General features: G+C 71.6%; 22 protein-coding genes. 16 read left to right on the forward strand and 6 right to left on the reverse strand.

Translation table 11 applies throughout. The annotated features are described in order from the left end of the window. Nucleotides 1-38: 38 nt before the first annotated feature. The 8 genes from mshD (at nt 39) to pstB (ending at nt 9652) form a co-directional block, all read left to right on the forward strand. The gene (mshD, locus tag AMK13_RS39875; RefSeq protein WP_074006419.1) at nt 39-1025 is read left to right on the forward strand and encodes a mycothiol synthase; all 987 of its coding nucleotides are present in this window, start codon (nt 39-41) and stop codon (nt 1023-1025) included. A gap of 347 nt (nt 1026-1372) precedes the next feature. Next, nucleotides 1373-3550: an RNA degradosome polyphosphate kinase gene (locus AMK13_RS39880; RefSeq protein WP_074006440.1), complete on the forward strand. Its 2178-nt coding sequence runs from the start codon at nt 1373-1375 to the stop codon at nt 3548-3550. A 120-nt stretch (nt 3551-3670) separates the two neighbouring features. Continuing rightward, entirely contained in the window at nt 3671-4759 is a 1089-nt protein-coding gene (locus tag AMK13_RS39885) for a CHAD domain-containing protein (protein ID WP_074006420.1), read from the forward strand. Between the two features lies 1 nt (nt 4760). Continuing rightward, a complete protein-coding gene (locus AMK13_RS39890; protein ID WP_049655980.1) occupies nt 4761-5276 on the forward strand; it encodes an NUDIX hydrolase in 516 nt (171 codons plus the stop codon). A 227-nt stretch (nt 5277-5503) separates the two neighbouring features. Further along, complete coding sequence (pstS, locus tag AMK13_RS39895; protein ID WP_049655979.1) at nt 5504-6637, forward strand: phosphate ABC transporter substrate-binding protein PstS; 1134 nt, start codon at nt 5504-5506, stop codon at nt 6635-6637. A gap of 151 nt (nt 6638-6788) precedes the next feature. Continuing rightward, a complete protein-coding gene (pstC, locus tag AMK13_RS39900; RefSeq protein ID WP_049655977.1) occupies nt 6789-7766 on the forward strand; it encodes a phosphate ABC transporter permease subunit PstC in 978 nt (325 codons plus the stop codon). Beyond that, nucleotides 7763-8833 carry a phosphate ABC transporter permease PstA gene (gene pstA / locus AMK13_RS39905; RefSeq protein ID WP_049655976.1) on the forward strand — a complete coding sequence of 357 codons (1071 nt, stop codon included), beginning with the start codon at nt 7763-7765 and terminating at the stop codon, nt 8831-8833. The genes pstC and pstA overlap by 4 nt, the downstream gene beginning before the upstream one ends. Before the next feature lie 42 nt (nt 8834-8875). Further along, nucleotides 8876-9652 carry a phosphate ABC transporter ATP-binding protein PstB gene (gene pstB, locus AMK13_RS39910; RefSeq protein WP_049655974.1) on the forward strand — a complete coding sequence of 259 codons (777 nt, stop codon included), beginning with the start codon at nt 8876-8878 and terminating at the stop codon, nt 9650-9652. A 186-nt stretch (nt 9653-9838) separates the two neighbouring features. On the opposite strand, the gene AMK13_RS39915 is transcribed toward pstB, so the two are convergent. Both AMK13_RS39915 and AMK13_RS39920 read right to left on the reverse strand, forming a co-directional pair. Further along, the gene (locus tag AMK13_RS39915) at nt 9839-10834 is read right to left on the reverse strand and encodes an inorganic phosphate transporter (protein ID WP_049655972.1); all 996 of its coding nucleotides are present in this window, start codon (nt 10832-10834) and stop codon (nt 9839-9841) included. A gap of 5 nt (nt 10835-10839) precedes the next feature. Continuing rightward, on the reverse strand, nt 10840-11460 hold the full coding sequence (locus AMK13_RS39920; protein ID WP_030059626.1) for a DUF47 domain-containing protein: 621 nt from the start codon (nt 11458-11460) through the stop codon (nt 10840-10842). A 361-nt stretch (nt 11461-11821) separates the two neighbouring features. On the opposite strand from AMK13_RS39920, the gene AMK13_RS39925 reads away from it, so the two are divergent. Then, nucleotides 11822-12190: a metal-sensitive transcriptional regulator gene (locus tag AMK13_RS39925; RefSeq protein ID WP_049655968.1), complete on the forward strand. Its 369-nt coding sequence runs from the start codon at nt 11822-11824 to the stop codon at nt 12188-12190. Between the two features lie 44 nt (nt 12191-12234). Here AMK13_RS39925 and AMK13_RS42685 read toward each other — a convergent pair whose 3' ends face one another. Then, nucleotides 12235-12423: a hypothetical protein gene (locus AMK13_RS42685; RefSeq protein WP_049655983.1), complete on the reverse strand. Its 189-nt coding sequence runs from the start codon at nt 12421-12423 to the stop codon at nt 12235-12237. A gap of 197 nt (nt 12424-12620) precedes the next feature. Next, nucleotides 12621-13520 carry a hypothetical protein gene (locus AMK13_RS39935; RefSeq protein ID WP_079272945.1) on the reverse strand — a complete coding sequence of 300 codons (900 nt, stop codon included), beginning with the start codon at nt 13518-13520 and terminating at the stop codon, nt 12621-12623. A gap of 159 nt (nt 13521-13679) precedes the next feature. Here AMK13_RS39935 and AMK13_RS39940 point away from each other — a divergent pair, with 159 nt between their 5' ends. Continuing rightward, nucleotides 13680-13871, forward strand: coding sequence for a hypothetical protein (locus tag AMK13_RS39940; RefSeq protein ID WP_143204767.1), 192 nt, complete (start codon nt 13680-13682; stop codon nt 13869-13871). A 35-nt stretch (nt 13872-13906) separates the two neighbouring features. Here the strand turns inward: AMK13_RS39940 and AMK13_RS39945 are convergent, their stop codons facing one another. After that, the gene (locus AMK13_RS39945; protein ID WP_074006422.1) at nt 13907-14629 is read right to left on the reverse strand and encodes a phosphatase PAP2 family protein; all 723 of its coding nucleotides are present in this window, start codon (nt 14627-14629) and stop codon (nt 13907-13909) included. Between the two features lie 193 nt (nt 14630-14822). Then, on the reverse strand, nt 14823-16022 hold the full coding sequence (locus tag AMK13_RS39950; protein ID WP_074006442.1) for a C40 family peptidase: 1200 nt from the start codon (nt 16020-16022) through the stop codon (nt 14823-14825). A gap of 248 nt (nt 16023-16270) precedes the next feature. Between AMK13_RS39950 and AMK13_RS39955 the strand changes: the two genes are divergently transcribed. The 6 genes from AMK13_RS39955 to AMK13_RS39980 all read left to right on the forward strand — a co-directional run bounded on the left by AMK13_RS39955 (nt 16271) and on the right by AMK13_RS39980 (nt 23880). Next, nucleotides 16271-16621, forward strand: a complete 351-nt coding sequence (locus AMK13_RS39955) for a hypothetical protein (RefSeq protein WP_049654299.1) — start codon at nt 16271-16273, stop codon at nt 16619-16621. 167 nt (nt 16622-16788) lie between these two features. Next, complete coding sequence (locus AMK13_RS39960) at nt 16789-17604, forward strand: hypothetical protein (protein WP_074006423.1); 816 nt, start codon at nt 16789-16791, stop codon at nt 17602-17604. A gap of 34 nt (nt 17605-17638) precedes the next feature. Beyond that, nucleotides 17639-18889, forward strand: coding sequence for a hypothetical protein (locus tag AMK13_RS39965; protein WP_198959524.1), 1251 nt, complete (start codon nt 17639-17641; stop codon nt 18887-18889). 7 nt (nt 18890-18896) lie between these two features. Then, on the forward strand, nt 18897-20471 hold the full coding sequence (locus tag AMK13_RS39970) for an SCO6880 family protein (protein ID WP_049654294.1): 1575 nt from the start codon (nt 18897-18899) through the stop codon (nt 20469-20471). A gap of 74 nt (nt 20472-20545) precedes the next feature. After that, nucleotides 20546-21895: an ATP-binding protein gene (locus AMK13_RS39975; RefSeq protein WP_049654291.1), complete on the forward strand. Its 1350-nt coding sequence runs from the start codon at nt 20546-20548 to the stop codon at nt 21893-21895. 191 nt (nt 21896-22086) lie between these two features. After that, nucleotides 22087-23880, forward strand: a complete 1794-nt coding sequence (locus AMK13_RS39980) for a bifunctional metallophosphatase/5'-nucleotidase (protein ID WP_074006425.1) — start codon at nt 22087-22089, stop codon at nt 23878-23880. Nucleotides 23881-23882: the final 2 nt, after the last annotated feature.

Consider the following 23882-nt stretch of genomic DNA (forward strand, 5'->3'; position numbering starts at 1 on the left):
GGGGGTTCTTCGCATTTCCGGTGACGTATCGTCAGGGCATGGACGATCAGACAGCGGTCATTGCGAACGATGTGCTCCGGCCCGCGCAGCGCGACGGCGCCCTGCGTGTTCTGGCGGAGGCCCAGGCGGTGGACGGCCGGGCCGCCGTGTCCGAGCAGGGCCGGCTCCGGCTGCGGAACGCGGAGACTCCGCGCCCGGGCGTCATCCATCTCGTAGAGACCGAATCCGGGGCCGGATCCGAGTCCGAAACCGGAGCCGTCCTCGGCTACGGCCAGCTGGAGGTGCCGGAGAACCCGGCCGCCAACCCCGCCGCCGAGCTGGTGGTCGATCCCGCCGTCCGCGGTCGCGGCCTGGCCCGTCCGCTGGTGGACGCCGTCCTGGCACAGGCCCACCGCGCGGGGCGCGAGGCGGTGGACTTCTGGGTGCACGGCGGCCACCCGGCGGCCCGGCACCTGGCCGAGGCGTACGGCGCGGAGCTGGTCCGCGAACTGCGCCAGATGCGCCGGCCCGGCCCGCAGACCGAGGACGTGGTCGTCCCCGCGGGCATCGAGCTCCGGACCTTCCGCCCGGGGGAGGACGACGCCGAGTGGCTGCGGCTGAACGCCCTGGCCTTCGCCCACCACCCCGAGCAGGGCACCTGGACCGAGCAGGACCTGGCCGAGCGGATCGCCGAGCCCTGGTTCGACCCGGCCGGCTTCTTCCTCGCCACCCGGGACGGCAAGGTGGTCGGCTTCCACTGGACCAAGGTGCACCCGGCCACCGCCACCGAGCCCGAGCTCGGCGAGGTGTACGTGGTCGGCGTGGACCCGGCGGAGCAGGGCAGCGGCCTCGGCCGGGCACTGACCGCGGCGGGCCTTCGCCACCTGACCGGCACCGGCCCCGGCGAGCGCGGACTGGGTGCCGTCCTCCTCTACGTCGACGCCGACAACCCGGTGGCCGTGCGGGTGTACGAACGCCTGGCGTTCACCGTCCACGAGGTGGACCTCATGTACCGGGCCCCGTACCGGGCGCCCCGCCCCGCCTAGCCGCCGGTAGCCGCCGTCGGCCGGAACGCCCCCGGAACACCCCCGGACCGGGGCACGGACCAGGGAACGGACGGGGTACGGGACGGCTTAACCCCTTGCCCCGACCGACTCAGCTTTCCTCCCGGCCATGCGGTGTTTACCGTGGATTCAATTGCTGCCGCGAAGATCACAGGATGAAGTCCGTAGTGTCTCGCTCGTGCAGAGTCGACCGCCACGCACCGGCCGGTCCTGTACGGACCGCGCCCGGAGGGTGGGTGCTGTCCCCGGGTCCGGCCCGGGGCGAGGGCGACGGCCCGCAGAGCCCATCGCGTCCGGACGCCGTCCTGCTGCTGGAGGAGCTGGAGCCCATGAGCATCCCCCGCCCCGTCTCTGCCCCGCTGTCGCCCCCGGCCCGGATGTCCAGCGCGCTGGGGATCCCGCCGGAGCTGCCGGCCACGGACGAAGAGGAGTTCGAAGCGCTGCCGCAGGGCCGCTTCCTGGACCGCGAGCGCAGTTGGCTCGCGTTCAACGAGCGGGTCCTGGAGCTGGCCGAGGACCCGGGCATCCCGCTGCTGGAACGGGCGAAGTTCCTGGCGATCTTCGCGAGCAACCTGGACGAGTTCTTCATGGTCCGGGTGGCCGGCCTCAAGCGCCGGATCGCCACCGGCGTCGCCACGCGCAGTGCCTCCGGCCTCCAGCCGCGCGAGGTGCTGGACCTGATCTGGACCCGCTCGCGCGAGCTGATGGCCCGCCACGCCGCCGCCTTCCAGCAGGAGGTGCTGCCGGACCTCGCCGCCGAGGGCATCGAGCTGGTCCGCTGGTCGGAGCTGGCCGAGAAGGAGCAGGCCCGGCTGCACACGCTGTTCCGGCAGAAGATCTTCCCCGTGCTGACCCCGCTGGCCGTCGACCCGGCGCACCCCTTCCCGTACATATCGGGACTCTCGCTGAACCTGGCCGTCGTGGTGCGCAACCCGGTCTCCGGGCACAAGCACTTCGCGCGGGTCAAGGTGCCGCAGTCGCTGGCCCGCTTCCTGGAGGCCTCGCCCCAGCGGTACGTCCCGCTGGAGGACGTCATGGGCGCCCACCTGGAGGAGCTCTTCCCGGGGATGGAGGTGCTGGCCCACCACGCCTTCCGCGTCACCCGCAACGAGGACCTGGAGGTGGAGGAGGACGACACCGAGAACATCCTCAAGGCCCTGGAGAAGGAGCTGATGCGGCGGCGCTTCGGCCCGCCGGTCCGGCTGGAGGTCGAGGAGTCGATCGACCCGTACATCCTGGACCTGCTGGTGCGGGAGCTGAACATCACCGAGGCGGAGGTCTTCCCGCTGCCCGGGCCGCTGGATCTGACCGGGCTGTTCGGGATCGCCGAGCTGGACCGCCCGGAGTTGAGGTACCCGAAGTTCGTGGCCGGCACGGCCCGCGGGCTGACCGACGTCGAGTCGGCCTCCCAGCCGGACATCTTCGCCGCGATGCGCGAGCGCGACGTCCTGCTGCACCACCCGTACGACAGCTTCTCCACCTCGGTGCAGGCCTTCCTGGAGCAGGCCGCCGCCGACCCGGACGTGCTGGCGATCAAGCAGACCCTGTACCGCACCTCCGGCGACTCGCCGATCGTCGACGCGCTGATCGACGCGGCCGAGTCCGGCAAGCAGGTGCTGGTGCTGGTCGAGATCAAGGCGCGCTTCGACGAGCAGGCCAACATCAAGTGGGCCCGCAAGCTGGAGGAGTCCGGCTGCCACGTGGTGTACGGCCTGGTCGGGCTGAAGACGCACTGCAAGCTCTCGCTGGTGGTCCGGCAGGAGGGCGACACCCTGCGCCGCTACTCGCACGTCGGCACCGGCAACTACCACCCGAAGACGGCCCGGCTGTACGAGGACCTCGGCCTGCTCACCTCCGACCCGCAGGTCGGCGCGGACCTCTCGGACCTGTTCAACCGGCTCTCCGGCTACTCGCGCCGCGAGTCCTACCGCCGTCTGCTGACCGCCCCGCGCGGCCTGCGCGACGGGCTGGTCGCGCGGATCCACAACGAGATCGCCCACCACCGGGCGGGCCGTCCGGCCTACGTGAAGGTCAAGGTCAACTCGATCGTCGACGAGGCCGTGATCGACGCGCTGTACCGGGCCTCCCAGGCGGGGGTGCCGGTGGACGTCTGGGTGCGCGGGATCTGCGCGATCCGCCCGGGCGTGCCGGGGCTGAGCGAGAACATCCGGGTCCGCAGCGTCCTGGGCCGCTTCCTGGAGCACTCCCGGATCTTCGTGTTCGGCAACAACGGCGATCCGGAGGTCTGGATCGGCAGCGCCGACATGATGCACCGCAACCTGGACCGCCGGATCGAGGCGCTGCTGCGGATCACCGATCCGGCACACCGCGCCGAGCTGTCCGGGCTGATCGACCTCGGGGTGTCGGACGAGACCGAGTCCTGGCACCTGGGGCCGGACGGCGCCTGGACCAGGCACTCGCAGGACGCCGAGGGCCGGCCGCTGCGACACGTCCAGGACCTGCTGATCGACTCGCGCCAGCGCCGCAGGGCCGCCACCTCGCGCTGACGCGCCCACTGATGCGAGCCGCCGGAGCAGTCGGGCCCCTCGGGCCCGAAGGGGACCTGTTCCGGCGGTCGGCCACCAGCTCCGGGGGACCGCCCCGGGGGAACGGGGATCTACCACGCCATGACCGAAGCGCCGATGACGGCCCAGGCGGCCTCCACAGCGACCGCCGGGGACATCCTCTCCCGCCACCTCACCGTCCAGGCCGGCGCCTTCCTGCGCGCGCTGCCGCTGGCGGTGGGCGAGGTCGGTGCCAGACCCGGGACGGCCTCGACCGTCCCGTCGGCCGGCACCTCGGACCTGCTGCGGGCCGTCCGGCGGATCGGCGGGCTGCTGCACACCTTCGGCTCGGTCTTCGAACAGACCTGGGCGCAGGAGTCGCGCACCGAGCTGCGCTGGCTGCTCAACCTGCTGGCGCTGGAGCCCGGCTACGTCCGCCGCTCGGCCCGGCTGCTGGGCGCGCTGGACCTGCTGAGCGGCACCGACCCGGAGGGGACGGGCATGCTGGCCGGCCACGCGGGCGCCCCCAAGGCGCGCGCGCTGCTGGACCGGCAGCTGACCCTGGCCCGGACCAGGGCGCACTCCACCGTGCTCCAGGAGCTCCGCTCCGCCCGGCTGCACGCGCTGGCGGACCGGATGACCCTGCTGGTCGGCGAGGCGCCGCTGCTGGACTCGGCGGACGGCCGGGCCCCGGCCGTGCTGCTGCCGCAGGCCGCCGCCGCGTTCGCCGCGCTGTCCGCGGGCGCCCAGCAGCTGCCGCTGCAGCGGGCCGCGACGCCGTACGGCGGGGACGGGCTGCGCCGGCTGGGCGCGGTGCCGGCGTCCCGCGGGGCGACGGACGCGGACACCGCGCTGGCGGCCGACGACGCGCCCTGGGCGCGGTTGCGGATCCTGGTGAAGCGGGCCCGGTACGTGCTGGAGGTGTGCGGCCGCGCCTCCTCCGAGCTGGACGGGCTGGACGCGGTGTTGGACCGGCAGCAGGAGGCGGCGGACGCCGCCGTCACCGCCGCCACCGCGGCGCGCACCCCGCGGATCACCCCGGCGACCGCGTACGTCCTGGGCGTGGTGCACGCCGACCAGCGGCTGGAGGTGGAGTCGGCGCGGTACGCCGTCGGCCGCCGCTGGCCGGACCTGCCGCCCGGCCCGGACGGCTGGCTGGAGCTCGTCCCGGCCGACGCCTGGGGGCACTCCGTCGCACCCCGGACGGTCTGAGGTGGGCGAGCGCCCCCGCACCGGCCGGGCGGCGGCCGGTGCGGGGCACGGCCCGGTGATCCTGGCGGCGGGCGCGGTGCTGTGGCTGCCGGGCCGGCCGAAGAAGAGCGGCCGGCTGGGGCGGCCGCGGATCGCGCTGGTCCACCGGCCCAAGTACGACGACTGGAGCCTGCCGAAGGGCAAGCTCGAAGCCGGTGAGGGGATGGCCGAGGCGGCGCTGCGCGAGGTCCGGGAGGAGACCGGGTTCCACTGCCTGCTGGGCCCGGAGCTGCCCACCCAGCACTACCGGGTACAGGGCCGTCCGAAGGAGGTCCGCTACTGGGCGGCGGTGCCGTCGAGCGGGTCCTTCCGGCCCAACCGGGAGGTGGACCGGCTGGACTGGCTGCCGGCCGGGAAGGCGCGCGCACGGCTCACCCACGACCAGGACCGGCTGCTGGTCGACGCCCTGCTGGCGGTCCTGGGGGCGGAGCCGGTGCGGGCCGCGGGGGCCGGGCCGGTGAAGGAACGGTGGAAGTGATCTCGTCGCGCCCTCCCCGTGACGCAACCGTTACTACCTGACGTAGTTTCCTGTCATCCGTTCGAGGTTCACTCGCCGTTCACTTGCGACCGGCTGTCGTGTCACTTACCCGGCCTAACTTCGGGACCACCGGAGGGCCGCACGGGCCCCGGACCACAGCAAAACCCGCGCTGGGCCGTACGCGTACGGCGCACGCCAAGGGCAATGCCACAGAAAGGGACACCCCTGTGAAGCTCCAGCGGAACGGCCGCTCCAAGGCCCTCGCGATCGGTGCCATGGCGCTCGTCAGCTCGCTGTCGCTCGCCGCCTGCGGGTCGGACAACAACAACAACACGACCGCGTCCGGTGGCTCCAACGGCTCCGCCGCGACCAGCGCGATCAACTGTGGCAAGGCCGGTTCGCTGATCGCCGCCGGTTCGACCGCGCAGACCGCGGCGATGGACGTCTGGAAGACCAGCTTCGCCGCCGCCTGCTCCGGCAGCACGATCAACTACCAGGGTGGCGGCTCCGGTGCCGGCATCCAGCAGTTCAACCAGGGCAAGATCCAGTTCGCCGGCTCCGACTCGGCCCTCAAGCCGGCCGAGGTCGACGCCTCCAAGGCGGTCTGCACCGGCGGCCAGGGCATCGACCTGCCGATGGTCGGCGGTCTGATCTCGCTGGTCTACAACGTCGACGGCGTCGACAACCTGGTCCTGGACGGCCCGACCTCCGCCAAGATCTTCGACTCGCAGATCACCAAGTGGAACGACCCGGCGATCGCGGCCCTGAACCCGGGCGCCAAGCTGCCGGACGCGGAGATCCAGACCTTCCACCGCTCGGACGACGCCGGCACCACCGAGAACCTGACCAAGTACTTCGCCGCCGCCGGCGGCGGCGCCTGGACCTACCCGGCCGGCAAGGCCTGGGCGGCCAAGGGCGGCCAGTCGGCCAACGGCAGCGCCGGCGTCTCGGCCCAGGTGAAGCAGGTCAAGAACTCGATCAGCTACGTCGAGCTGGCCTACGCCCAGACCAACAGCCTGAAGAGCGCCGACATCAACACGGGCGCCTCCAAGCCGGTCGCGGCCACCGCCGAGAACGCCGCCAGCACCATCGCCAAGGCCCAGGCCGCCGGCACCGGCAGCGACCTCGCGCTGAAGCTCGACTACGCGACCAAGGACGAGGGCTCCTACCCGCTGGTCCTGATCACCTACGAGATCGTCTGCGACAAGGGCAACAAGGCCGAGACCCTCGACACCCTGAAGTCCTTCCTGACCTACACGGCCAGCGACGCGGGCCAGAAGGCCGTCGGCGAGAAGGGCTACGTCCCGCTGCCGAAGGCCGTGACCGACAAGGTCAACGGCGTCATCGCGACCCTGGCCTGACCCGACAGGACCCCCGGTGGGGCGGCCCCGTGAGCGAGGGGGGCCGGGGCCGCCCCACCGGAACGCACCACACCCAGCACCACGTCCGGGGCACCGCCGCCATGGTGCCGTTCCCCCTTCCGGGGCGGCACCACCAGACCGGAGTAGACCAATGACTTCATCCTCCCCTGCCGCCCCGCGAGGCAGGGAACGCCGGCCGCGCGACAGCCGGGTCGGCGACAAGATCTTCATGAACCTCGCCCGGGGCTCGGGCATCCTGCTGCTGGTCATCATGGCCGCCATCGCGGCGTTCCTGACCTGGCGGTCGGTCCAGGCCCTGAGCACCAACGAAGGCAACTTCCTCACCTCCTTCGAGTGGACGCCGGACGCCCCGAAGCCCGTCTTCGGCATCGCCGTCCTGGCCTTCGGCACCATCGTCAGCGCCGTCATCGCGATGGCGATCGCCGTCCCGGTGGCCATCGGGATCGCGCTGTTCATCTCGCACTACGCGCCGCGCCGGATCGCCCAGCCGTTCGCCTACCTGGTCGACCTGCTCGCCGCCGTCCCCAGCATCGTCTACGGCCTCTGGGGCGCGCTCTTCCTCGTGCCGCACATGGACGGTCTGACCAGCTGGCTCAACGAGTACCTGGGCTGGACGTACATCTTCGACCAGACCAGGACCGGCACCCCGCGCAACCTGTTCACCGTCGGCATCCTGCTGGCGATCATGGTCCTGCCGATCATCACCGCGGTCTCCCGCGAGGTGTTCCGCCAGGTGCCGCGGATGCACGAGGAGGCGGCGCTCGCGCTCGGCGCGACCCGCTGGGAGATGATCCGCACCGCGGTGCTGCCGTTCGGCCGCCCCGGCATCATCTCGGCCTCGATGCTCGGCCTCGGCCGCGCGCTCGGCGAGACCATCGCGGTCGCGGTGGTGCTGTCCGCCAGCAACGTCCTGTCGCTGCACATCCTCGACGCCGGCGGCGGCACCTTCGCGCAGAACATCGCGCTGAAGTTCGCCGAGGCCGGGGACAACGGCCGCAACGCGCTGATGGCCTCCGGCCTCGTCCTGTTCGTCATCACCCTGCTGGTGAACGGTGCCGCGCGACTGATCATCGCCCGCCGCAAGGAGTACTCGGGGGCCAACGCATGACCGTCACCGCGCTCGTCGAGGACGCCCGGCCCGTCGGCCGTCCGCTGACCGCCAACCGCCTGCCCAAGTGGGCCCCGGCCGCCGTCGCCGCCGGCTCGATCGCCCTCGGCTGCGGGATCGGCGCGGTCGGCGGGCTGGCCAGCCACCTCCAGTGGGGCCTGATCTCGGGCCTGCTCTTCCTCCTGATCAGCTACACCCTCTCGGCCCAGGTCGAGGGCCGTCGGCAGGCCAAGGACCGGTTCGCCACCTCGGTGGTCTGGGTCGCCTTCATCCTGGCCGTCGTCCCGCTGGTCGCCCTGACGGTCTACACCGTCCAGCAGGGCATCCACGTGGTCGACGGGAACTTCCTGGGCCACTCCATGAAGGGCGTGATCCAGTCCGGGCCCGGCGGCGGCATCTACCACGCGCTGATCGGCACCCTGGAGCAGGTCGGCCTGGCCACCGCCATCGCCGCCCCGATCGGTCTGCTGACCGCCGTCTACCTGGTCGAGTACGGCCGCGGCACGCTCGCCAAGGCGGTCACCTTCTTCGTCGACGTCATGACGGGCATCCCGTCGATCGTCGCCGGTCTGTTCATCCTCTCGATCTGGAACCTCGCGCTGGGCTTCAGCTACTCCGGCTTCTCGGGCAGCCTCGCACTGGCGATCCTGATGATGCCGGTCGTGGTCCGGTCCACCGAGGAGATGCTCAAGCTCGTCCCGAACGAGCTGCGCGAGGCCTCGTACGCGCTCGGCGTGCCGAAGTGGAAGACCATCCTGCGGATCGTCCTCCCCACCGCGATCGGCGGCATCACCACCGGTGTGATGCTCGCGGTCGCCCGCATCACGGGCGAGACCGCCCCGGTGATGATGCTGGTGTTCGGCGCCGACTCCATCAACAACAACCCGTTCGAAGGCCCGCAGCAGTCCCTGCCGATGTACATCTGGCAGCAGTACTCGCAGGTCAACAACGACTTCGGCTACGCCCGTGCCTGGGGCGCGGCGCTGGTGCTGATCGCCTTCGTGATGGGGCTCAACCTCATCGCCCGGGGCATCGCGCGCTGGCGCTCGCCCAAGGGCGGGCACTGAGCGACCGACTGACGTACGAGACAGACGAGAGAAGCAACGATCATGGCCAAGCGTATCGACGTCAGCGGACTGTCGGCCTTCTACGGCACCACCAAGGCCATCGAGGACATCTCGATGAGCATCGAGCCCCGCTCGGTGACCGCCTTCATCGGCCCCTCCGGCTGCGGCAAGTCCACCTTCCTGCGGACCCTCAACCGGATGCACGAGGTGATCCCCGGCGCCCGGGTCGAGGGCAAGGTCCTCCTGGACGACGAGAACCTGTACGCCTCCAACGTCGACCCGGTCGCCGTGCGCCGCTCGGTCGGCATGGTCTTCCAGCGCCCGAACCCGTTCCCGACCATGTCGATCTACGACAACGTGATCGCCGGTCTCCGGCTCGCCGGCGTGAAGAAGAAGGCCGTGCTGGACGAGGTGGTGGAGCGCTCGCTGAAGGGCGCCAACCTCTGGAAGGAGGTCCACAACCGGCTGAACAAGCCGGGGGCCGGCCTCTCCGGCGGTCAGCAGCAGCGCCTGTGCATCGCCCGCGCCATCGCGGTCGAGCCCCAGGTCCTGCTGATGGACGAGCCCTGCTCCGCGCTCGACCCGATCTCCACCCTCGCCATCGAGGACCTGATCGGCGAGCTGAAGGAGCAGTTCACCATCGTCATCGTGACCCACAACATGCAGCAGGCGGCCCGCGTCAGCGACCGCACCGCCTTCTTCAACCTGGCCGGCGTCGGCCAGCCGGGCAAGCTGGTCGAGCTGGACGACACCCAGCGGATCTTCTCCAACCCGCAGGTCCAGGCGACCGAGGACTACATCTCCGGCCGCTTCGGCTAGACCGGCCCCGTCACGGGCGGCGCCCCGGCGCCGAGCGGCGTGACGGACCGCGAGCTGTCCCGTGGTGCTGCATGGCGGTGCCGCCACGGGGCATGGAAAAGGGCCCGCCCCCGAGATGTGGGGGCGGGCCCTGTCCGTTCGTGCGTCCTGCTCCGCGCGTCCTGCTCCGTGCGTCCCGCGGGGCCGTCAGCCCCAGAACAGGTGGGCGAACCAGTACACCAGCGCCGCGACGAGCGCGGCCGCCGGCATCGTGATGAACCAGCCGAGCACGATGTTCTTCGCGACGCCCCAGCGCACCGCGCGGATCCGCTTGGTGGCCCCCGCGCCCATGATCGCCGCGGTGATCACGTGGGTGGTGGAGATCGGCGCCTTGAAGACGAACGAGGTGACGTACATGACCGTGGCGGCGGTGGCCTCGGCGGCGAAGCCCTGCGGCGGGTCCAGCTCGATGATCTTGCGTCCGAGCGTCCGCATGATCCGCCAGCCGCCCGCGTAGGTGCCCAGCGAGAGCATGGTCGCGCAGGAGATCTTCACCCAGACCGGGATCCCGTTGCCGGACTGGTGGCCGGAGATGGTGAGCGCCATCACCACGATGCCCATGGTCTTCTGGGCGTCCTGGAGACCGTGCGCCAGCGCCATCGCGGCGGCCGAGGCGGTCTGGGCGACCCGGAAGTTGCGCTTGGCCTTGTGCGGGTTGGCCCGGCGGAAGATCCACAGGATCGCCAGCATCACCAGGAAGCCGCCGACCAGGCCGACCACCGGCGAGACGATCATCGGGATGACGATCTTGTCGAGGACCCCGCTCCAGATCACGTCGATGCCGCCGGCCATCGCCGCGCCCACCATGCCGCCGAACAGCGCGTGCGAGGAGGAGGACGGCAGGCCGAAGTACCAGGTGACCAGGTTCCAGGCGATCGCCCCGACCAGGGCGGCGAACAGGATCACCATGCCCTTGTCGCCGGTGGGGGTCTCGATGATCCCCTTGGAGACGGTGTGCGCCACGCCGCTGCCGAGGAACGCGCCGGCCAGGTTCATCACCGCGGCCATCGCCAGCGCCGCCCGGGGGGTGAGCGCCCGGGTGGAGACCGAGGTGGCGATCGCGTTCGCCGAGTCGTGGAAGCCGTTGGTGTACGTGAAGAAGAACGCAACGCCGACGACGGCGATGAGTGCTGCCATGTCCACGAGGGTCAGGACTCCTTGACGGCGATGGTCTCCACCGTGTTGGCGACGTGTTCGAACGCGTCCGCCGCCTCCTCAAGGACGTCCACGACCTGCTTGAGCTTGAGGACCTCGATGGCGTCGTACTGACCGGAGAACAGGTGGGCGAGCAGCTTGCGGTGGATCTGGTCGGCCTGGTTCTCCAGCCGGTTGACCTCGATCCAGTACTCGGTGAGGTTGGACATGCTGCGCAGGTTCGGCATCGCCTCGGCGGTGAGCTCCGCGGCGCGCGCCAGCACCTCGATCTGCTGCTCGATGCCCTTCGGCAGGGTCTGGATGTCGTAGAGGACGACCAGGTCGACGGCCTCCTCCATGAAGTCCATGATGTCGTCCAGCGACGAGGCGAGGCTGTAGATGTCCTCGCGGTCGAAGGGCGTGATGAAGGACGAGTTCAGCTGGTGGAAGACGGCGTGGGTGGTGTCGTCCCCGGCGTGCTCGGCGGCGCGCATGCGCTCGACGATCTCCGCACGGGCCGACACGTCTGATCCCAGCAGCTCCAAGAGGAGCTTCGATCCGACGACGAGGTTCTCCGCCGCGGCGGCGAACATGTCGTAGAAGCTCGTCTCCTTCGGGGTCAGGCTAAAACGCACGGAAATCTCCGATGTGCGGGGTAGGGACTGAACGATGCTAGGTGCAACCAAGCGCAATCACGCAAACGGGGGGCCGGGGAAGGAGCCGGAAGCTCCCCTTCCGTTCGGCTGCCGCACCGGCTGATCCGGACCGCACCGCCACGTGCGGACTGGAGCCCTCAGTCTGACGGAACCTCGCCCGGATTGTCCCCGTCGTGCGTACGGAAGACCGGGGCGCCGCTCAGACGGGTGAACCGCCGGCCACCCCCGCTCCCGGCCCGGCGGCACGTGCCGGGTCGGCCGTCGGAACACCACGGAGGGCCCTGGTGTTGGACACTGGTGGCCGACGCAGCCACCAGGCACTGAGACGAAGGCGGGGCCGATGACCACCACGCAAGCGCGCACCGAGCCGGAGCACGCGCAGGGGACCGACCCGCACGCCGGCCACGCCCCGGCCGGGCACCACGGCCCGCACGGCTACAGCGCGCAGAAGGACGCCCACCTCAAGCGGCTGCGCCGGATCGAGGGCCAGATCCGCGGCCTCCAGCGCATGGTGGACGAGGACGTCTACTGCATCGACGTGCTCACCCAGGTCTCGGCCGGCACCAAGGCGCTGCAGTCCTTCGCGCTCTCCCTGCTGGAGGAGCACCTGCGGCACTGCGTCGCCGCGGCCGCCGAGGAGGGCGGCGCCGAACTGGACGCCAAGGTGGCCGAGGCCACCGCCGCGATCAGCCGCCTGCTGCGCAGCTGAGCCGCCGGCCGTCCGCCGCTCCGGGGCCCGCCGCGCGGGCCCCGCTAGCCGTCGGCCTCCCGGTCGGCCTGCCCGGGTTCGCTCCGGTCCAGCAGCACCTCGTCGATCCGCTCGGTCGGCAGCCGGTCGCCGGAGCTGGCCGTCGCGGCGATCATCAGCTCCCCGGCCAGATCGATCTCGTCGAGGGCCGCGTCGTCGTGGCCGCCGCTGCGGCCGCCCGTGGACGACACCACCTGCACCACCCCTTCAGTGCCTCGCCAGCCCGGGCGGCAGCCACCCGGAGCCCAGCCTAGGCACTCCGGGGCCCGTCCACATGGCACGGACGGGCCATCTCGGCACCGCCGAAACGGGTGGCCGTCGCTCCCCGGACGGCCACCCGCCCCGGCCGCACCCCGTCTCGCCCCGGCCGCCCGGGAGCATCGGACCCGCCCTACTTCGGGCTCTCCGTGGGCTTCATCTGGTAGATGTCCGAGGCCGCGGGCTCGGCCGCCTCCACCGGCTTGCCGAAGTCCGCCAACGAGGTCGTCGACGTCACCTTCACCTGGTCCTTGGGCTCCTTCGACCCGGCCACCCCGGCGAAGGTGAACACCTCGACCACCTTGCGCAGCCGGCCCTGGTCGTCCAGCCAGGCGTCGTACGGGACCTCCTTGACGGTGAAGGTCTGCGCGCCCGTCCGCAGGCCGTCCCCGCCCCGCCCGCCGGTCGCGTCGGCGGCCTTCGCCAGGTCCAGGGTGCCCCGGTAGTGGTGCAGCGCGACGCCGTCGACGGTCTCGGTGCCCACCGCCTCCGCCTTCTGCGCCCCGCGCAGCGCCCCCGCCGCCGAGGCCGGGTCGGTGGCGCCGCTGCTGACCAGGTTGCCGTCCGGCAGCTGACGCACGTCCAGCTTGACCCACTTGCCCTCGGGGACCTTGGCGCCGCTGTTCTGGAGGTAGACGGTGCCCGGCAGGACCACCTCGACGATCTTCCCGGTGGTCGCCGCGCCCGGCGGCACCTGGACCTCCAGCCGGCCGATCCGCTTGACGTAGTCGTAGCCGCCCGTGCCGCTGAACGAGGCCTTCTTCTCGGCGGACTCGGTGACCAGCTCCGTCGCGGTGTGCGCGGAGCCGGTGCGGCCGGTGATGTCGGCGGCGTTGCGCACCGCCGTCAGCGGGTCCGCGGCGAGCTGGTCGGGCGCGGCCGACTGCTGGTCGGAGGAGCCGTCGGCGGATCCTCCGGAGCAGCCGGCGGCCCCCGCGGCCAGGGCGGCGGCGAGCAGGGCGGCCCCGGCCGCCGAGCGCAGGTGCGGACCCGGCCGGCGTGCCGGCCGTCCGGTGCGCTGCTGGTCGGTCATCTTCATCCTCGCGACAACCCCCTCGGGCCCGACTGCCCCGCCGGACACCACCGGTGGGCAGAGCTCTTTCCGGGCAAACGAGTTGGGGCGCGAAGGGTTACGGGGCCGGTACCGCCGGAGCGTCGCGCGGGGGGCGTCCGGCGCGTTACGGTGAACCACGTGCACAGTGAGCTGCCGGTCGCACCCGGCACCACCAGGATGCCCGAACACCGCCTCGTGATCAGCGAGCGCGGCTCCTTCGCCTTCGCGACCTGCAGCTGCGGCTGGTACTCCCCGGCCCGCCGCTCGCGCGACCTGGCCCGCCGTGAGGGGGCCGACCACCTCGCCGGGAACGGCGCCGAGCCGGACTGACCGCCTGGACCGCCTGGCCGCGTCCGCCCGCGGGCTCAGGCCGCGAGGTCGGACTCCGGCGGCTGCTCCCCGGCCCGCACCGCCCCGCGCCCGCGCCGACGGCCGCGCGGACCGGCCCCGCCGCGGGCCGCGCCGCCGCGCTCGGGCGCCCGGATCAGCGGGGCGACCGCCGTCCGGCTCAGCGCGTGGCAGAACGGCACCAGCACCGCCATCGCGATCGGCGCCAGCAGCAGCACCACGGCGACGGCCAGCGCGAAGCCGCCGATCACGTCGGTCGGGTAGTGGACGCCCATGAACATCCGGCAGAAGCCCTGGAGCAGCGCCAGCCCGCCGGCGATCCAGCCCAGCCTGCGGTTCACCAGGAACAGCGCCACCGCGACGCCCATCGTCATGGTCGAGTGGTCGCTGACGAAGGAGTGGGTGCCGGCCTTGCCGTCCACCAGCACCAGCAGCCCCGGATGGTCGACGAAGGGGCGTGGGCGGTTCACGATCGCGGCGATCGGCAGGTTCGCCAGCTCGGCGACCGCCACCGAGAGCGGCACCCAGAGCAGCCCGGCCATCGCCACCGGCGCGTCCGGACGGCGCCTGGCCTGGAGCCAGGCCACCAGGCCCAGCATCGCCAGGCCGATCAGGATGCCGTACTCGCCGATCCACGAGACCAGGTGGTCAAGCCACTGCGGGGAGCGCTTGGCCAGGCCGTTGACGGCGTAGAGCAGGTCGAGGTCGGGGTTGGTCGTGTCGGCAAGCGGCGTCGACACGCCGCACCTCCTTCTGGTCCACTGCACCTGTACGTTCCCGCCGGGGCTGGCCCGGCGCCGAAAGCTGACGGGGGGCCACCGGACCCAACGTCATCGCCGGGACACAGCGTTCCATGGAAACACGCGGTTATGTAAACGTGACTCAGCGTCCACGGCGCGCACACAGGTCCCGGCCGTCCCGGCCTCCTCGGGCCTACCCTCCCGTCCCGGTGGGACTCGGCCCGGCCTGCGCGGGCGGGGCGGCGGCCGCGGGCCGGCCGGAGGCTGCCGGAGCACCGCTCGGAGCACTGCCCGGCGCGCTGCCCTGGGTGCCGCCCTGGCCTCCCGCCGGGGCGGTGGGCTCCGTCCCGCCCGGCCGGCTCGGGGCGTTCACCACGCCGTCGTTGTTGCGGGTCGGCAGCGCCTGGGCGCCGTCCGAGGTGACCCGGGTCGCGCCGATGTACTCCCGGGTGTCGATCTTGTCGTAGCGGATCACCGCGCCGGTGTGCGGCGCGTTGATCATGTACCCGCCGCCGACGTAGATCCCGACGTGGTGGATGCTCCGCGGATCGCTCAGGTCCGTCGCCCAGAACACCAGGTCGCCCGGCCGCAGCTGGTCCCGCGACGGGTGCGGCCCGGCGTACCACTGGTCGTTGGCCACCCGGGGCAGGGTGATGCCCACACTGGCGAACGCGGCCTGGGTCAGGCCCGAGCAGTCGAACCGCCCGTTCTGCGAGGGCAGGCCCTCGCCACCCCACAGGTACGGGGTGCCGAGCTTGGTCTGCGCGAAGTAGATCGCGGCCGACGACTGCGCGGACACCTCCAGCGGCGCGGTCGGCGAGACCGGCGCGGTGAAGCTGCGGGCCATCGCCTGGATGTTCCGCACGTAGCCCTGGGTCTCCCGGTACGGCGGGATCCCGTTGTACTTGAGCACCGCGCCCTCGCCGGCGTTGTAGGCGGCCAGCAGGTTGGCCTGCGGGTCGCCCGGGACCTTCGCGACCTGCTTGGCGATCGCGCAGTCGTAGGTCGCGGCCGAGGCGATCGCGTCCAGCGGGTCCCAGACGTCCGCCCTGCCGTCCCCGTTGCCGTCGGTGGCGTACGAGCTCCAGGTGCCCGGCATGAACTGCGCCATGCCCTGCGCCCCGACCCCGGAGCGCGCCTTGGGGTCGAAACCGCTCTCCTGGTACAGCTGCGCCGCGAGCATCGGCGGGGAGATCTCCGCGCAGAGCGCACCCCACCGCTGGATCGGTTCCTGGTAGGCCGCGGGGACCGTTCCGGGGGACAGGGCGGAACGATTCGCCGCCTGCTGCGGCGTCCCACTCGCCGCATAAGTCCCTATCGTCACCAGCCCGATGAACCCGAAACCAACAACTCCCGCAGCGACGGCGGCCGTACCGGCCTTCCGGAGTACCATCAGCACCATCCCGACGAGTCGTCAGTCGAAGTGTCCCGGAAGGCGTTGCTCACCGCAATCATCAGAGATACGAACAGTGAGCGCTATCCTTCGTACGGTGTACATCCTCGCGTACGTGTCCGATGCCTCACGACCAATCCGCGAGAAGTAGCCAAGTCGACATCAGATCTGGCCAAGAATAGGTACCGACCCTTCGCGCGGGCCGGGTCCGGGCCCTTGAATTTGCCTGATCGGGCGGTGAGATGGAAATGAACCTGAGCAGCGTGCACACCAATGCGGTCAGCCACCTGGCCGAGGACCCCCCCAAGAAGCCGAACATCGACACCATCATCGGCGGAATCGCCCCGGACTGGGGGCCGTTCGCGACCCTCGGGTCGGAGGCGCGGGTGATGGTCGAGGTCATCATGGCCGTCGCCATCCTCCTCTGCCTCGGCATCGCGGTCTGGGGCGCGGCCAAGCAGCGGATCGGGGCGACCGCGATGCGCGACAGCTTCGGCGCCGAACAGGGCAAGGGGCTGATCGTCGCCGGACTGACCGGCGTGTTCATCATCGGATCACTCGGCACTCTGTTCACCATTGTCTACGGCATGGCGATCTGACGATCGGACAGCAGTAGTCCGACCTGCCTGAGACCGGGTCCCCGTCCGGACCCCCTCCGACGGCCGGCCCGCCAGGACCCCACCCCCGTTCCCACCCTCCGCTCGCGCCCGCCCCCGGGCGGAGGGCCCCCGGAGCCGCCCCGGCTCCCCGCACCAGGAGGGCCGCCGTGCCGTTGTCCGACGACCAGCCGCGCACCCGTACGCGCCTGCCGGTCGGCGAACAGTCCTCCCCCCAGCAGAACCACCGTCAGTCCCGCCCGCTGCGCGCTCTGCTGGCCGTCCTCGTGGTCGTCACCCTGCTCGTCGTGGCCATCGCCATCGCCAACCGGGTCACACCCGGCAGCGGAAGCGGCACCGGAGGCGGCGGCGCCTCCGCCGACCGCGCCGGCTCCGGCGCCGGCCCCGCCCCCAGCGGCGACCAGCCCGTCGGCACCACCGTCAACGGCATCCCCACCGGCTACCCGCACACCGAACCCGGTGCCCAGTCGGCCGCCACCAACTACGCGGTGGCGATCGGCTCCGCGGACATGTTCCGCACCGACAGCCGGCACGGCATCATCACCACCATCGCCGACCCGGACGCCCTGGCAGGGCTCCAGGGCCGGCTGGACCAGGGCTTCGGCGGCGACACCGCCACCCGCTACGGCCTCGACGCCCAGGGCCACGCGCCCAAGGGCCTCACCTTCGTCAGCCGCACGGTACCGGTCGGCACCAAGTCGACGGGCTACAGCGACGGCGACGCCAAGGTCGAGGTGTGGTGCACCGGCCTCACCGGCCTCGCCGGCGAGCACTCCGTCCAGCCGGTGACCACCAACTGGTTCACCCTCACGCTCTCGCTGCACTGGACGGGCAGCGACTGGAAGCTCACCGACTACACCAGCAGGCAGGGCCCCGCGCCGCTGCCCGCAGACCAGCAGGCCGCCACCGCCGATGAGATCACCGGCGCCGTCCAGCAGTTCGGGGGGTTCCGCTTTGCGCGTTGACCAGACCTCACGCCGTTCCGGCGCACGGCGCCGCGTGGGCACCCTCGCCGGTGTGCTGGCCACCTTGCAGGTGGCGGCGCTGGCGGCCGCCCAGCGGGTGCTCGCGGAGCCGTCGCCGACGCCGAATCCGAGCGGCACCGCCAAATCCAACTGCCCTGACCTGCCGATCTCGGGCAGCGACATTCTCTGCGCCGACAAGCCCGGCGGGGGCTCCCTCCCCGGTGGCGGCGCCGTCGGGGCCGTGACCGATCCGCTCGGGTCGTTGGCCAAGAGCTGTGCGCAGGCCGCGGCGTGGGTGGTGCGGAAGCTGTCGGGGGCGATCGACGGGACGACGCAGGTGGACTTCACCAACGCGTCGTTCCTGCAGCAGTACGCCGTGGTGTTCGCCGTGTCGACGGTGATCACGCTGGTGCTGTGGCTGCTGGCGGTGGCGAAGCGGGCGGTGCGGGGGGCGCCGTTGGCGACGGCGTTCTCGGAGGCGATCGGCTTCCTGTGGCTGACGGTGGTGGCGTCCGCTTTCACGCCGTTGATCCTGTACACCGTGGTGAGCGTGACGGACGGGCTGACCAAGGCGATCGCGGTCGGGACGAAGACGGACACCGGGTCGTACCTGGGGGGCTTCGCGGACACGCTGGAGAAGGGCGACGTGGGCGGCGGCCCGCTGATACTCGTGATCGTGTCGCTGGTCGCGGTGCTGGCGGCGGCGGTGCTCTGGGTGGAGCTGCTGATCCGGGCGGCGATGCTGTACGTCGGCGCGCTGCTGGGTACGGCGGTGTACGCGGGGCTGGTGGACCGGCAGCTGTGGAAGCACGTGCGGCGCTGGGCGGGGGTGATGCTGGCGGTGGACCTGGCGAAGCCGATCATCGTGGTCATCCTGGGCCTGGCGGGCGCGGTGGCGACCGGCTCCGGGGCGGACGACGACTTCGCCCGGGTGCTGTCCGGGCTGGCGATCCTGTTCCTGTCGATCTTCGCGAGCGCCTCGGTCTACCGCTTCGTGCCGGGCTTCGGCGACGAGATGCTGAACATGCGCGGGGCCCGGGCCAATGCCGTGCAGGCCGGTTCGGCGATGATCAACGGCACCGCGAACCTGATGAAGCAGGGCATCAGCACCCACGGCGACCGCGGCCAGGCGGCCGGTACGGGTGGCGGCGGGGGTGCCGGCGGCGGTTCGGTCGCGCCGGGCATCGCCGCGCACGCCGGGCGGACGCCGTCCCCGCCGCCGCAGGGCGGGCCGAAGCAGGGCCCGGTTCCGATCCGCGACAGCAATCCAGCGAAGGGAGGGTGACGGGTAAGTGAGCAGTGAACCGCTCGGCCAGTACGGTGCCCAGTACGCCCAGCCGTACGTCCACCAGCGCCGCACCTACCTGATCGGCAAGGCCCGCCCGAACGCGCCGATCGGCCGGAACCGGGAGTCCGGCGAGATCGTGCTGATCATCTTCGGGGCCTTCCTCGGCATGCTCTGGGGCCTGCTGATGCCGGTCCTGCCGCTGCGGATCGGCGGTCTGGTCGGTCTGCCGGCGCTCGCCATCGCGGCGGTGTACGTGCCGTACCGCAGGCGGACGTTCTACAAGTGGGTGGAGATCAACCGCACCTACCGCCGGACGGTCCGCAGCGGGCGGGCGGTGTGGCGTTCGGACGTGATGGACGCGGGCACCCGGCTGGACGGCCGGGAGGTGGAGGTCGGCCCGCCGCCGGGGGTGGGGCGGCTGCGCTGGCTGACGGCGCCGTTCGGGCCGGACGAGGTCGGGGTGCTGATGCACCTGGAGCGGCGCACGGTGACGGCCGCGATCGAGATCGAGGGCCCGGGCGTGGGCCTGCGGGACTCGGAGGACCAGGAGGCCCTGGTCGACCGCTTCGGGACGCTGCTGAAGCACGTCGCCAACGGGGACGGTTTCGTGACCCGGCTGCAGATCCTGGCCCGGACCCTGCCGGCCGACCCGGACGCGCACGCCAAGGACGTCGAGCGGCGCGGGGACCCGTCCTCGCCGCGCTGGCTGCAGGACTCGTACGACCAGCTCCAGTCGATGGTGTCGACCTCCTCGGAGCAGCACCGGGCGTACCTGGTGGCCTGCATGCACTACACCCGTGACCTGGCCGCCGAGGCGCACGCGATGGGCCGGACGGCCACCGGGCGGCGGGCGCGGGACGACGAGGGGCTGGCGGCCGTGATGGCGCGCGAGCTGACCGACATCTGCGCCCGGCTGGCCGAGGCGGACATCCGGGTGCGCCAGCCGCTGGGCCAGGCCCGGCTCTCCTCGCTGCTGCACTCGATGTACGACCCGGACCACCCGATCGACCACATCCAGGCGATGTCCCGGCGCAACGCCTGGCCGGCCGAGCTGGACGCGACCGACCCGCAGTACCTGCAGGCGAAGACCCGGGAGTCGGCGACCCGGGAGCCGTGGTGCCACGCGACCGCGTGGATCAAGGAGTGGCCGCTCACCCCGGTGGGCGTCAACTTCCTGGCGCCGCTGCTGGTGCACACCCCGGACGTGATCCGGACGGTCGCGGTGACGATGGACCTGGAGCCCACCGACGTCGCGATCGAGCGGATGCTGACCGAGAAGACCAACGACGAGGCCGAGGCGAGCCGCGCGGCCAAGATGAACCGCACGGTCGACCCGCGCGACCTGGCCCACACCGGCCGGGTGGACCAGCGCGGCGACGACCTGGCCTCCGGCGCGGCCGGGGTGAACCTGGTCGGCTACATCACGGTCTCCTCGCGCAACCCCGACGCGCTGGCCCGCGACAAGCGGACCATCCGGGCCTCGGCCGGCAAGAGCTACCTCAAGCTGGAGTGGTGCGACCGCGAGCACCACCGGGCCTTCGTCAACACCCTCCCGTTCGCCACCGGCATCCGCCGCTGAGCGGACGCACCCGCACACCCGTGCACCCGCACACCCGTACGTCCGTCCACCGCTGACCCGTCAGGAGTCCGCCCATGGCGCTCGGCAACCTCTCCGAGGCGTTCACCAGCCTGATGTTCGGCAAGGTGGAGACCACCCGTCTGCCGGTGCGCACCTCCACCGGCCAGGCGCAGGCCGTCTACCTGCCGACCGCCGCGCCGGGGCTGGGCGACTCCGGGGTGATCATCGGGCGTGAGGTGTACAGCGGCAAGGGGTACGTCTACGACCCGTTCCAGCTGTACGGGCAGCAGCTGCCCGCGCCGCACTGGCTGGTGCTCGGCGAGTCCGGCAACGGCAAGTCGGCGCTGGAGAAGACGTACGTGCTGCGGCAGCTGAGGTTCCGCGACCGCCAGGTCGTGGTGCTGGACGCGCAGGGTGAGGACGGCGTGGGCGAGTGGAACCTGATCGCCAACGCGCTGGGCATAAAGCCGGTCCGGCTGGACCCGATGGCGGCCCGGGACGGCGGGGTGAAGCTCAACCCGCTGGACCCGGCGATCACCCAGAACGGCCAGCTGTCGCTGCTGCGCACGATCGTCGAGGTGGCGATGGGGCGCGGGCTGGAGGAGCGGGCCGGCTTCGCGCTGAAGGCCGCGCACGCCCACGTGGTGGCCTCGGTGAAGGACCGCCAGCCGGTGCTGGACGACATCATCGACACCCTGCGCAACCCCGAGCTGTCCTCGGTGGAGTCACTCGGTGTGGCGGTGGGCGAGGTGCAGTCCTGGGGCCTGGACGTGGCGCTGGTGCTGGACCGGCTGGTCGACGGCGACCTGCGGGGCATGTTCGACGGGTCGACGACCGACGGCATCGACCTGGACGCGCCGCTGATCGTCTTCGACCTCTCGCACATCGACCGCAACTCGATCGCGATGCCGATCCTGATGGCGATCGTCGGGGTGTGGCTGGAGCACACCTGGATCCGGCCGGACCGGAAGAAGCGCATCTTCCTGGTCGAGGAGGCCTGGCACATCATCAACAGCCCCTTCGTGGCCCAGCTGTTCCAGCGGCTGCTGAAGTTCGGCCGCCGGCTCGGCCTGTCCTTCGTCGCGGTGGTCCACCACCTGTCCGACGTGGTGGACGGCGCGGCGGCCAAGGAGGCCTCGGCGATCCTGAAGATGGCCTCGACCCGGACGATCTACATGCAGAAGGCCGAGGAGGCGCGGGCCACCGGCCGGGTGCTGGGCCTGCCGCGCTGGGCGGTGGAGATCATCCCGACCCTGTCGCCGGGCATCGCGGTCTGGGACGTCAACAGCAACGTCCAGGTGGTCAAACACATCATCACGGAGGCGGAGCGCCCGCTGGTCTACACCGACCGTGCGATGACCGAGGACGCGGTGGCCGAACGGGTGCGCGCGGACCAGAAGTTGGCGGCCGAGCCGGGGGTCTGAGGGGCCTTCTCCGCAGGCTCCGCACCCGGCGGACGGTGACGGTTCGTCCGTAGGTAATCCTCTCGTTACGTTCCACGTCCTGACAGCTACGCGCGTTGACCCTAGGCTTCGCAGTCGCAACACATGTCACACGCCCGAACGCCGCCGCTGTCCGCAGCCGGTGCTCCCTCCAAGGTGCAGGGGAATCCTTCATGCTCACCGTCAGATCCCGACGGACGGCGCTCGCCGTCGTCGCCGCCGCTGGTCTGCTCGGCACGGTCGTCGTGCCGACGGCCGCCCAGGCCGCCGACGCCAAGCGCCACAAGACCGTCAACCTCCAGCTGCTGGCGATCAACGACTTCCACGGCAACCTGGAGCCTCCGGCCGGTTCGTCCGGCACGATCAAGGAGATCGACCCGGCCACCGGCAAGGAGGTCGCCACCCCGGCCGGCGGCATCGAGTACCTGGCCACCGAGCTGCGCAAGGCGCGCATCCCGGCCGACGACTCGATCACCGTCGCGGCCGGCGACATCATCGGCGCCAGCCCGCTGACCTCGGCGCTCTTCCACGACGAGCCGACCATCGAGGCGATGGACAAGCTCGGCCTGGACGTCACCTCCGTGGGCAACCACGAGTTCGACGAGGGCGCGCAGGAGCTGCGTCGCATGCAGGACGGCGGCTGCCACCCGACCGACGGCTGCTACGAGCCCGGCCGCACCTTCAAGGGCGCCAACTTCAACTACCTGTCGGCCAACGTCACCGACGAGAAGACCGGCAAGCCGCTGCTGGCGCCCTACTGGGTGACCAAGTCCCAGGGCGTGAAGGTCGGCTTCATCGGCGTCACCCTGGAGGGCACGCCGAACATCGTGACCGCCGAGGGCGTCAAGGGCCTGAAGTTCGCCAACGAGGTCACCACGATCAACAAGTACGCCGCCGAGCTCAAGGCCAAGGGCGTCAACTCGATCGTCGCGCTGATCCACGAGGGCGGCTACCCGGCCAGCAGCGTCTACAACTACGACTGCGGCGCGGCCGGTCAGGGCATCTCCGGCCCGATCGTCGACATCGCCAAGAAGATCGACCCGGCGGTCGGCGCCATCGTCACCGGCCACACCCACAACGCGTACGCCTGCAGCATCCCCGACCCCAATGGCGTCCCGCGCTCGGTGACCAGTGCCGCCTCCTTCGGCCGGCTCTTCACCGAGATCGACATGAAGCTGGACAAGACCACCGGCGAGATCGTGCGCCCCTCGGTCAAGGCCGAGAACCACGTGGTGCGCCGCACGGTCGAGAAGGCGTCCGACATGACGGCGCTGGTCGACCACTACTCCAAGCTGGCCGCCCCGATCGCCAACCGTCCGGTCGGCTACGTCGCCTCGGACATCAACGGCCGCGGCAGCAGCGACCTGGAGAAGCCGCTCGGTGACGTGATCGCCGACTCGCAGCTCGCCGGGCTGGCCCCGGCCGACAAGGGCGGCGCCCAGGTCGCCTTCATGAACCCCGGCGGCATCCGCTCCGACCTGGTCTACAAGGCCTCCGGCGGCGAGGGCGACGGCGTGGTGACCTACGGCGAGGCGTTCACCGTCCAGCCGTTCACCAACATGATGCAGGTCAAGACGCTGACCGGGGCCCAGCTGATCCAGCTGCTCCAGCAGCAGGTGAGCGGTTCCAACGCGGCCGCGCCGAAGGTCCTCCAGGTGTCCTCGAACCTGCACTACACCCTGGACATGCGCAAGACCGGTGCGGACCGGGTGGTCGTGGACTCGGTGCGGCTGAACGGCGCGCCGGTCGACCCGGCGGCCACTTACCGGGTCGCGGCCAACGAGTTCCTGGCCGGCGGCGGCGACGGCTTCCCGGCCTTCGCGGCCGGCACCGACAAGCTGGTCGGCGCCTCGGACCTGGACGTCTTCGTGGCCTACCTGAGCGCCCACAGCACGGCGGCCTCGCCGCTCCAGGCCCCGGCGCGGGACCGGATCAAGATCATCGGCCCGGGCAGCGACATCGACTGACC

Origin of the sequence: Streptomyces sp. CB02056, assembly GCF_001905545.1 — a bacterium.
Taxonomy (GTDB): domain Bacteria; phylum Actinomycetota; class Actinomycetes; order Streptomycetales; family Streptomycetaceae; genus Kitasatospora.

What these genes read in the sequence shown, in the direction of transcription:
- pstA (WP_049655976.1), top strand. Translation starts at nt 7,763, where the DNA reads ATGACCGTCACCGCGCTCGTCGAGGACGCCCGGCCCGTCGGCCGTCCG.
- AMK13_RS39885 (WP_074006420.1), top strand. Translation starts at nt 3,671, where the DNA reads ATGACCGAAGCGCCGATGACGGCCCAGGCGGCCTCCACAGCGACCGCC.
- pstC (WP_049655977.1), top strand. Translation starts at nt 6,789, where the DNA reads ATGACTTCATCCTCCCCTGCCGCCCCGCGAGGCAGGGAACGCCGGCCG.
- AMK13_RS39975 (WP_049654291.1), top strand. Translation starts at nt 20,546, where the DNA reads ATGGCGCTCGGCAACCTCTCCGAGGCGTTCACCAGCCTGATGTTCGGC.
- AMK13_RS39880 (WP_074006440.1), top strand. Translation starts at nt 1,373, where the DNA reads ATGAGCATCCCCCGCCCCGTCTCTGCCCCGCTGTCGCCCCCGGCCCGG.
- AMK13_RS39950 (WP_074006442.1), bottom strand. Translation starts at nt 16,022, where the DNA reads ATGGTACTCCGGAAGGCCGGTACGGCCGCCGTCGCTGCGGGAGTTGTT.
- AMK13_RS39925 (WP_049655968.1), top strand. Translation starts at nt 11,822, where the DNA reads ATGACCACCACGCAAGCGCGCACCGAGCCGGAGCACGCGCAGGGGACC.
- AMK13_RS39980 (WP_074006425.1), top strand. Translation starts at nt 22,087, where the DNA reads ATGCTCACCGTCAGATCCCGACGGACGGCGCTCGCCGTCGTCGCCGCC.
- AMK13_RS39935 (WP_079272945.1), bottom strand. Translation starts at nt 13,520, where the DNA reads ATGACCGACCAGCAGCGCACCGGACGGCCGGCACGCCGGCCGGGTCCG.
- AMK13_RS39955 (WP_049654299.1), top strand. Translation starts at nt 16,271, where the DNA reads ATGAACCTGAGCAGCGTGCACACCAATGCGGTCAGCCACCTGGCCGAG.
- pstB (WP_049655974.1), top strand. Translation starts at nt 8,876, where the DNA reads ATGGCCAAGCGTATCGACGTCAGCGGACTGTCGGCCTTCTACGGCACC.
- mshD (WP_074006419.1), top strand. Translation starts at nt 39, where the DNA reads ATGGACGATCAGACAGCGGTCATTGCGAACGATGTGCTCCGGCCCGCG.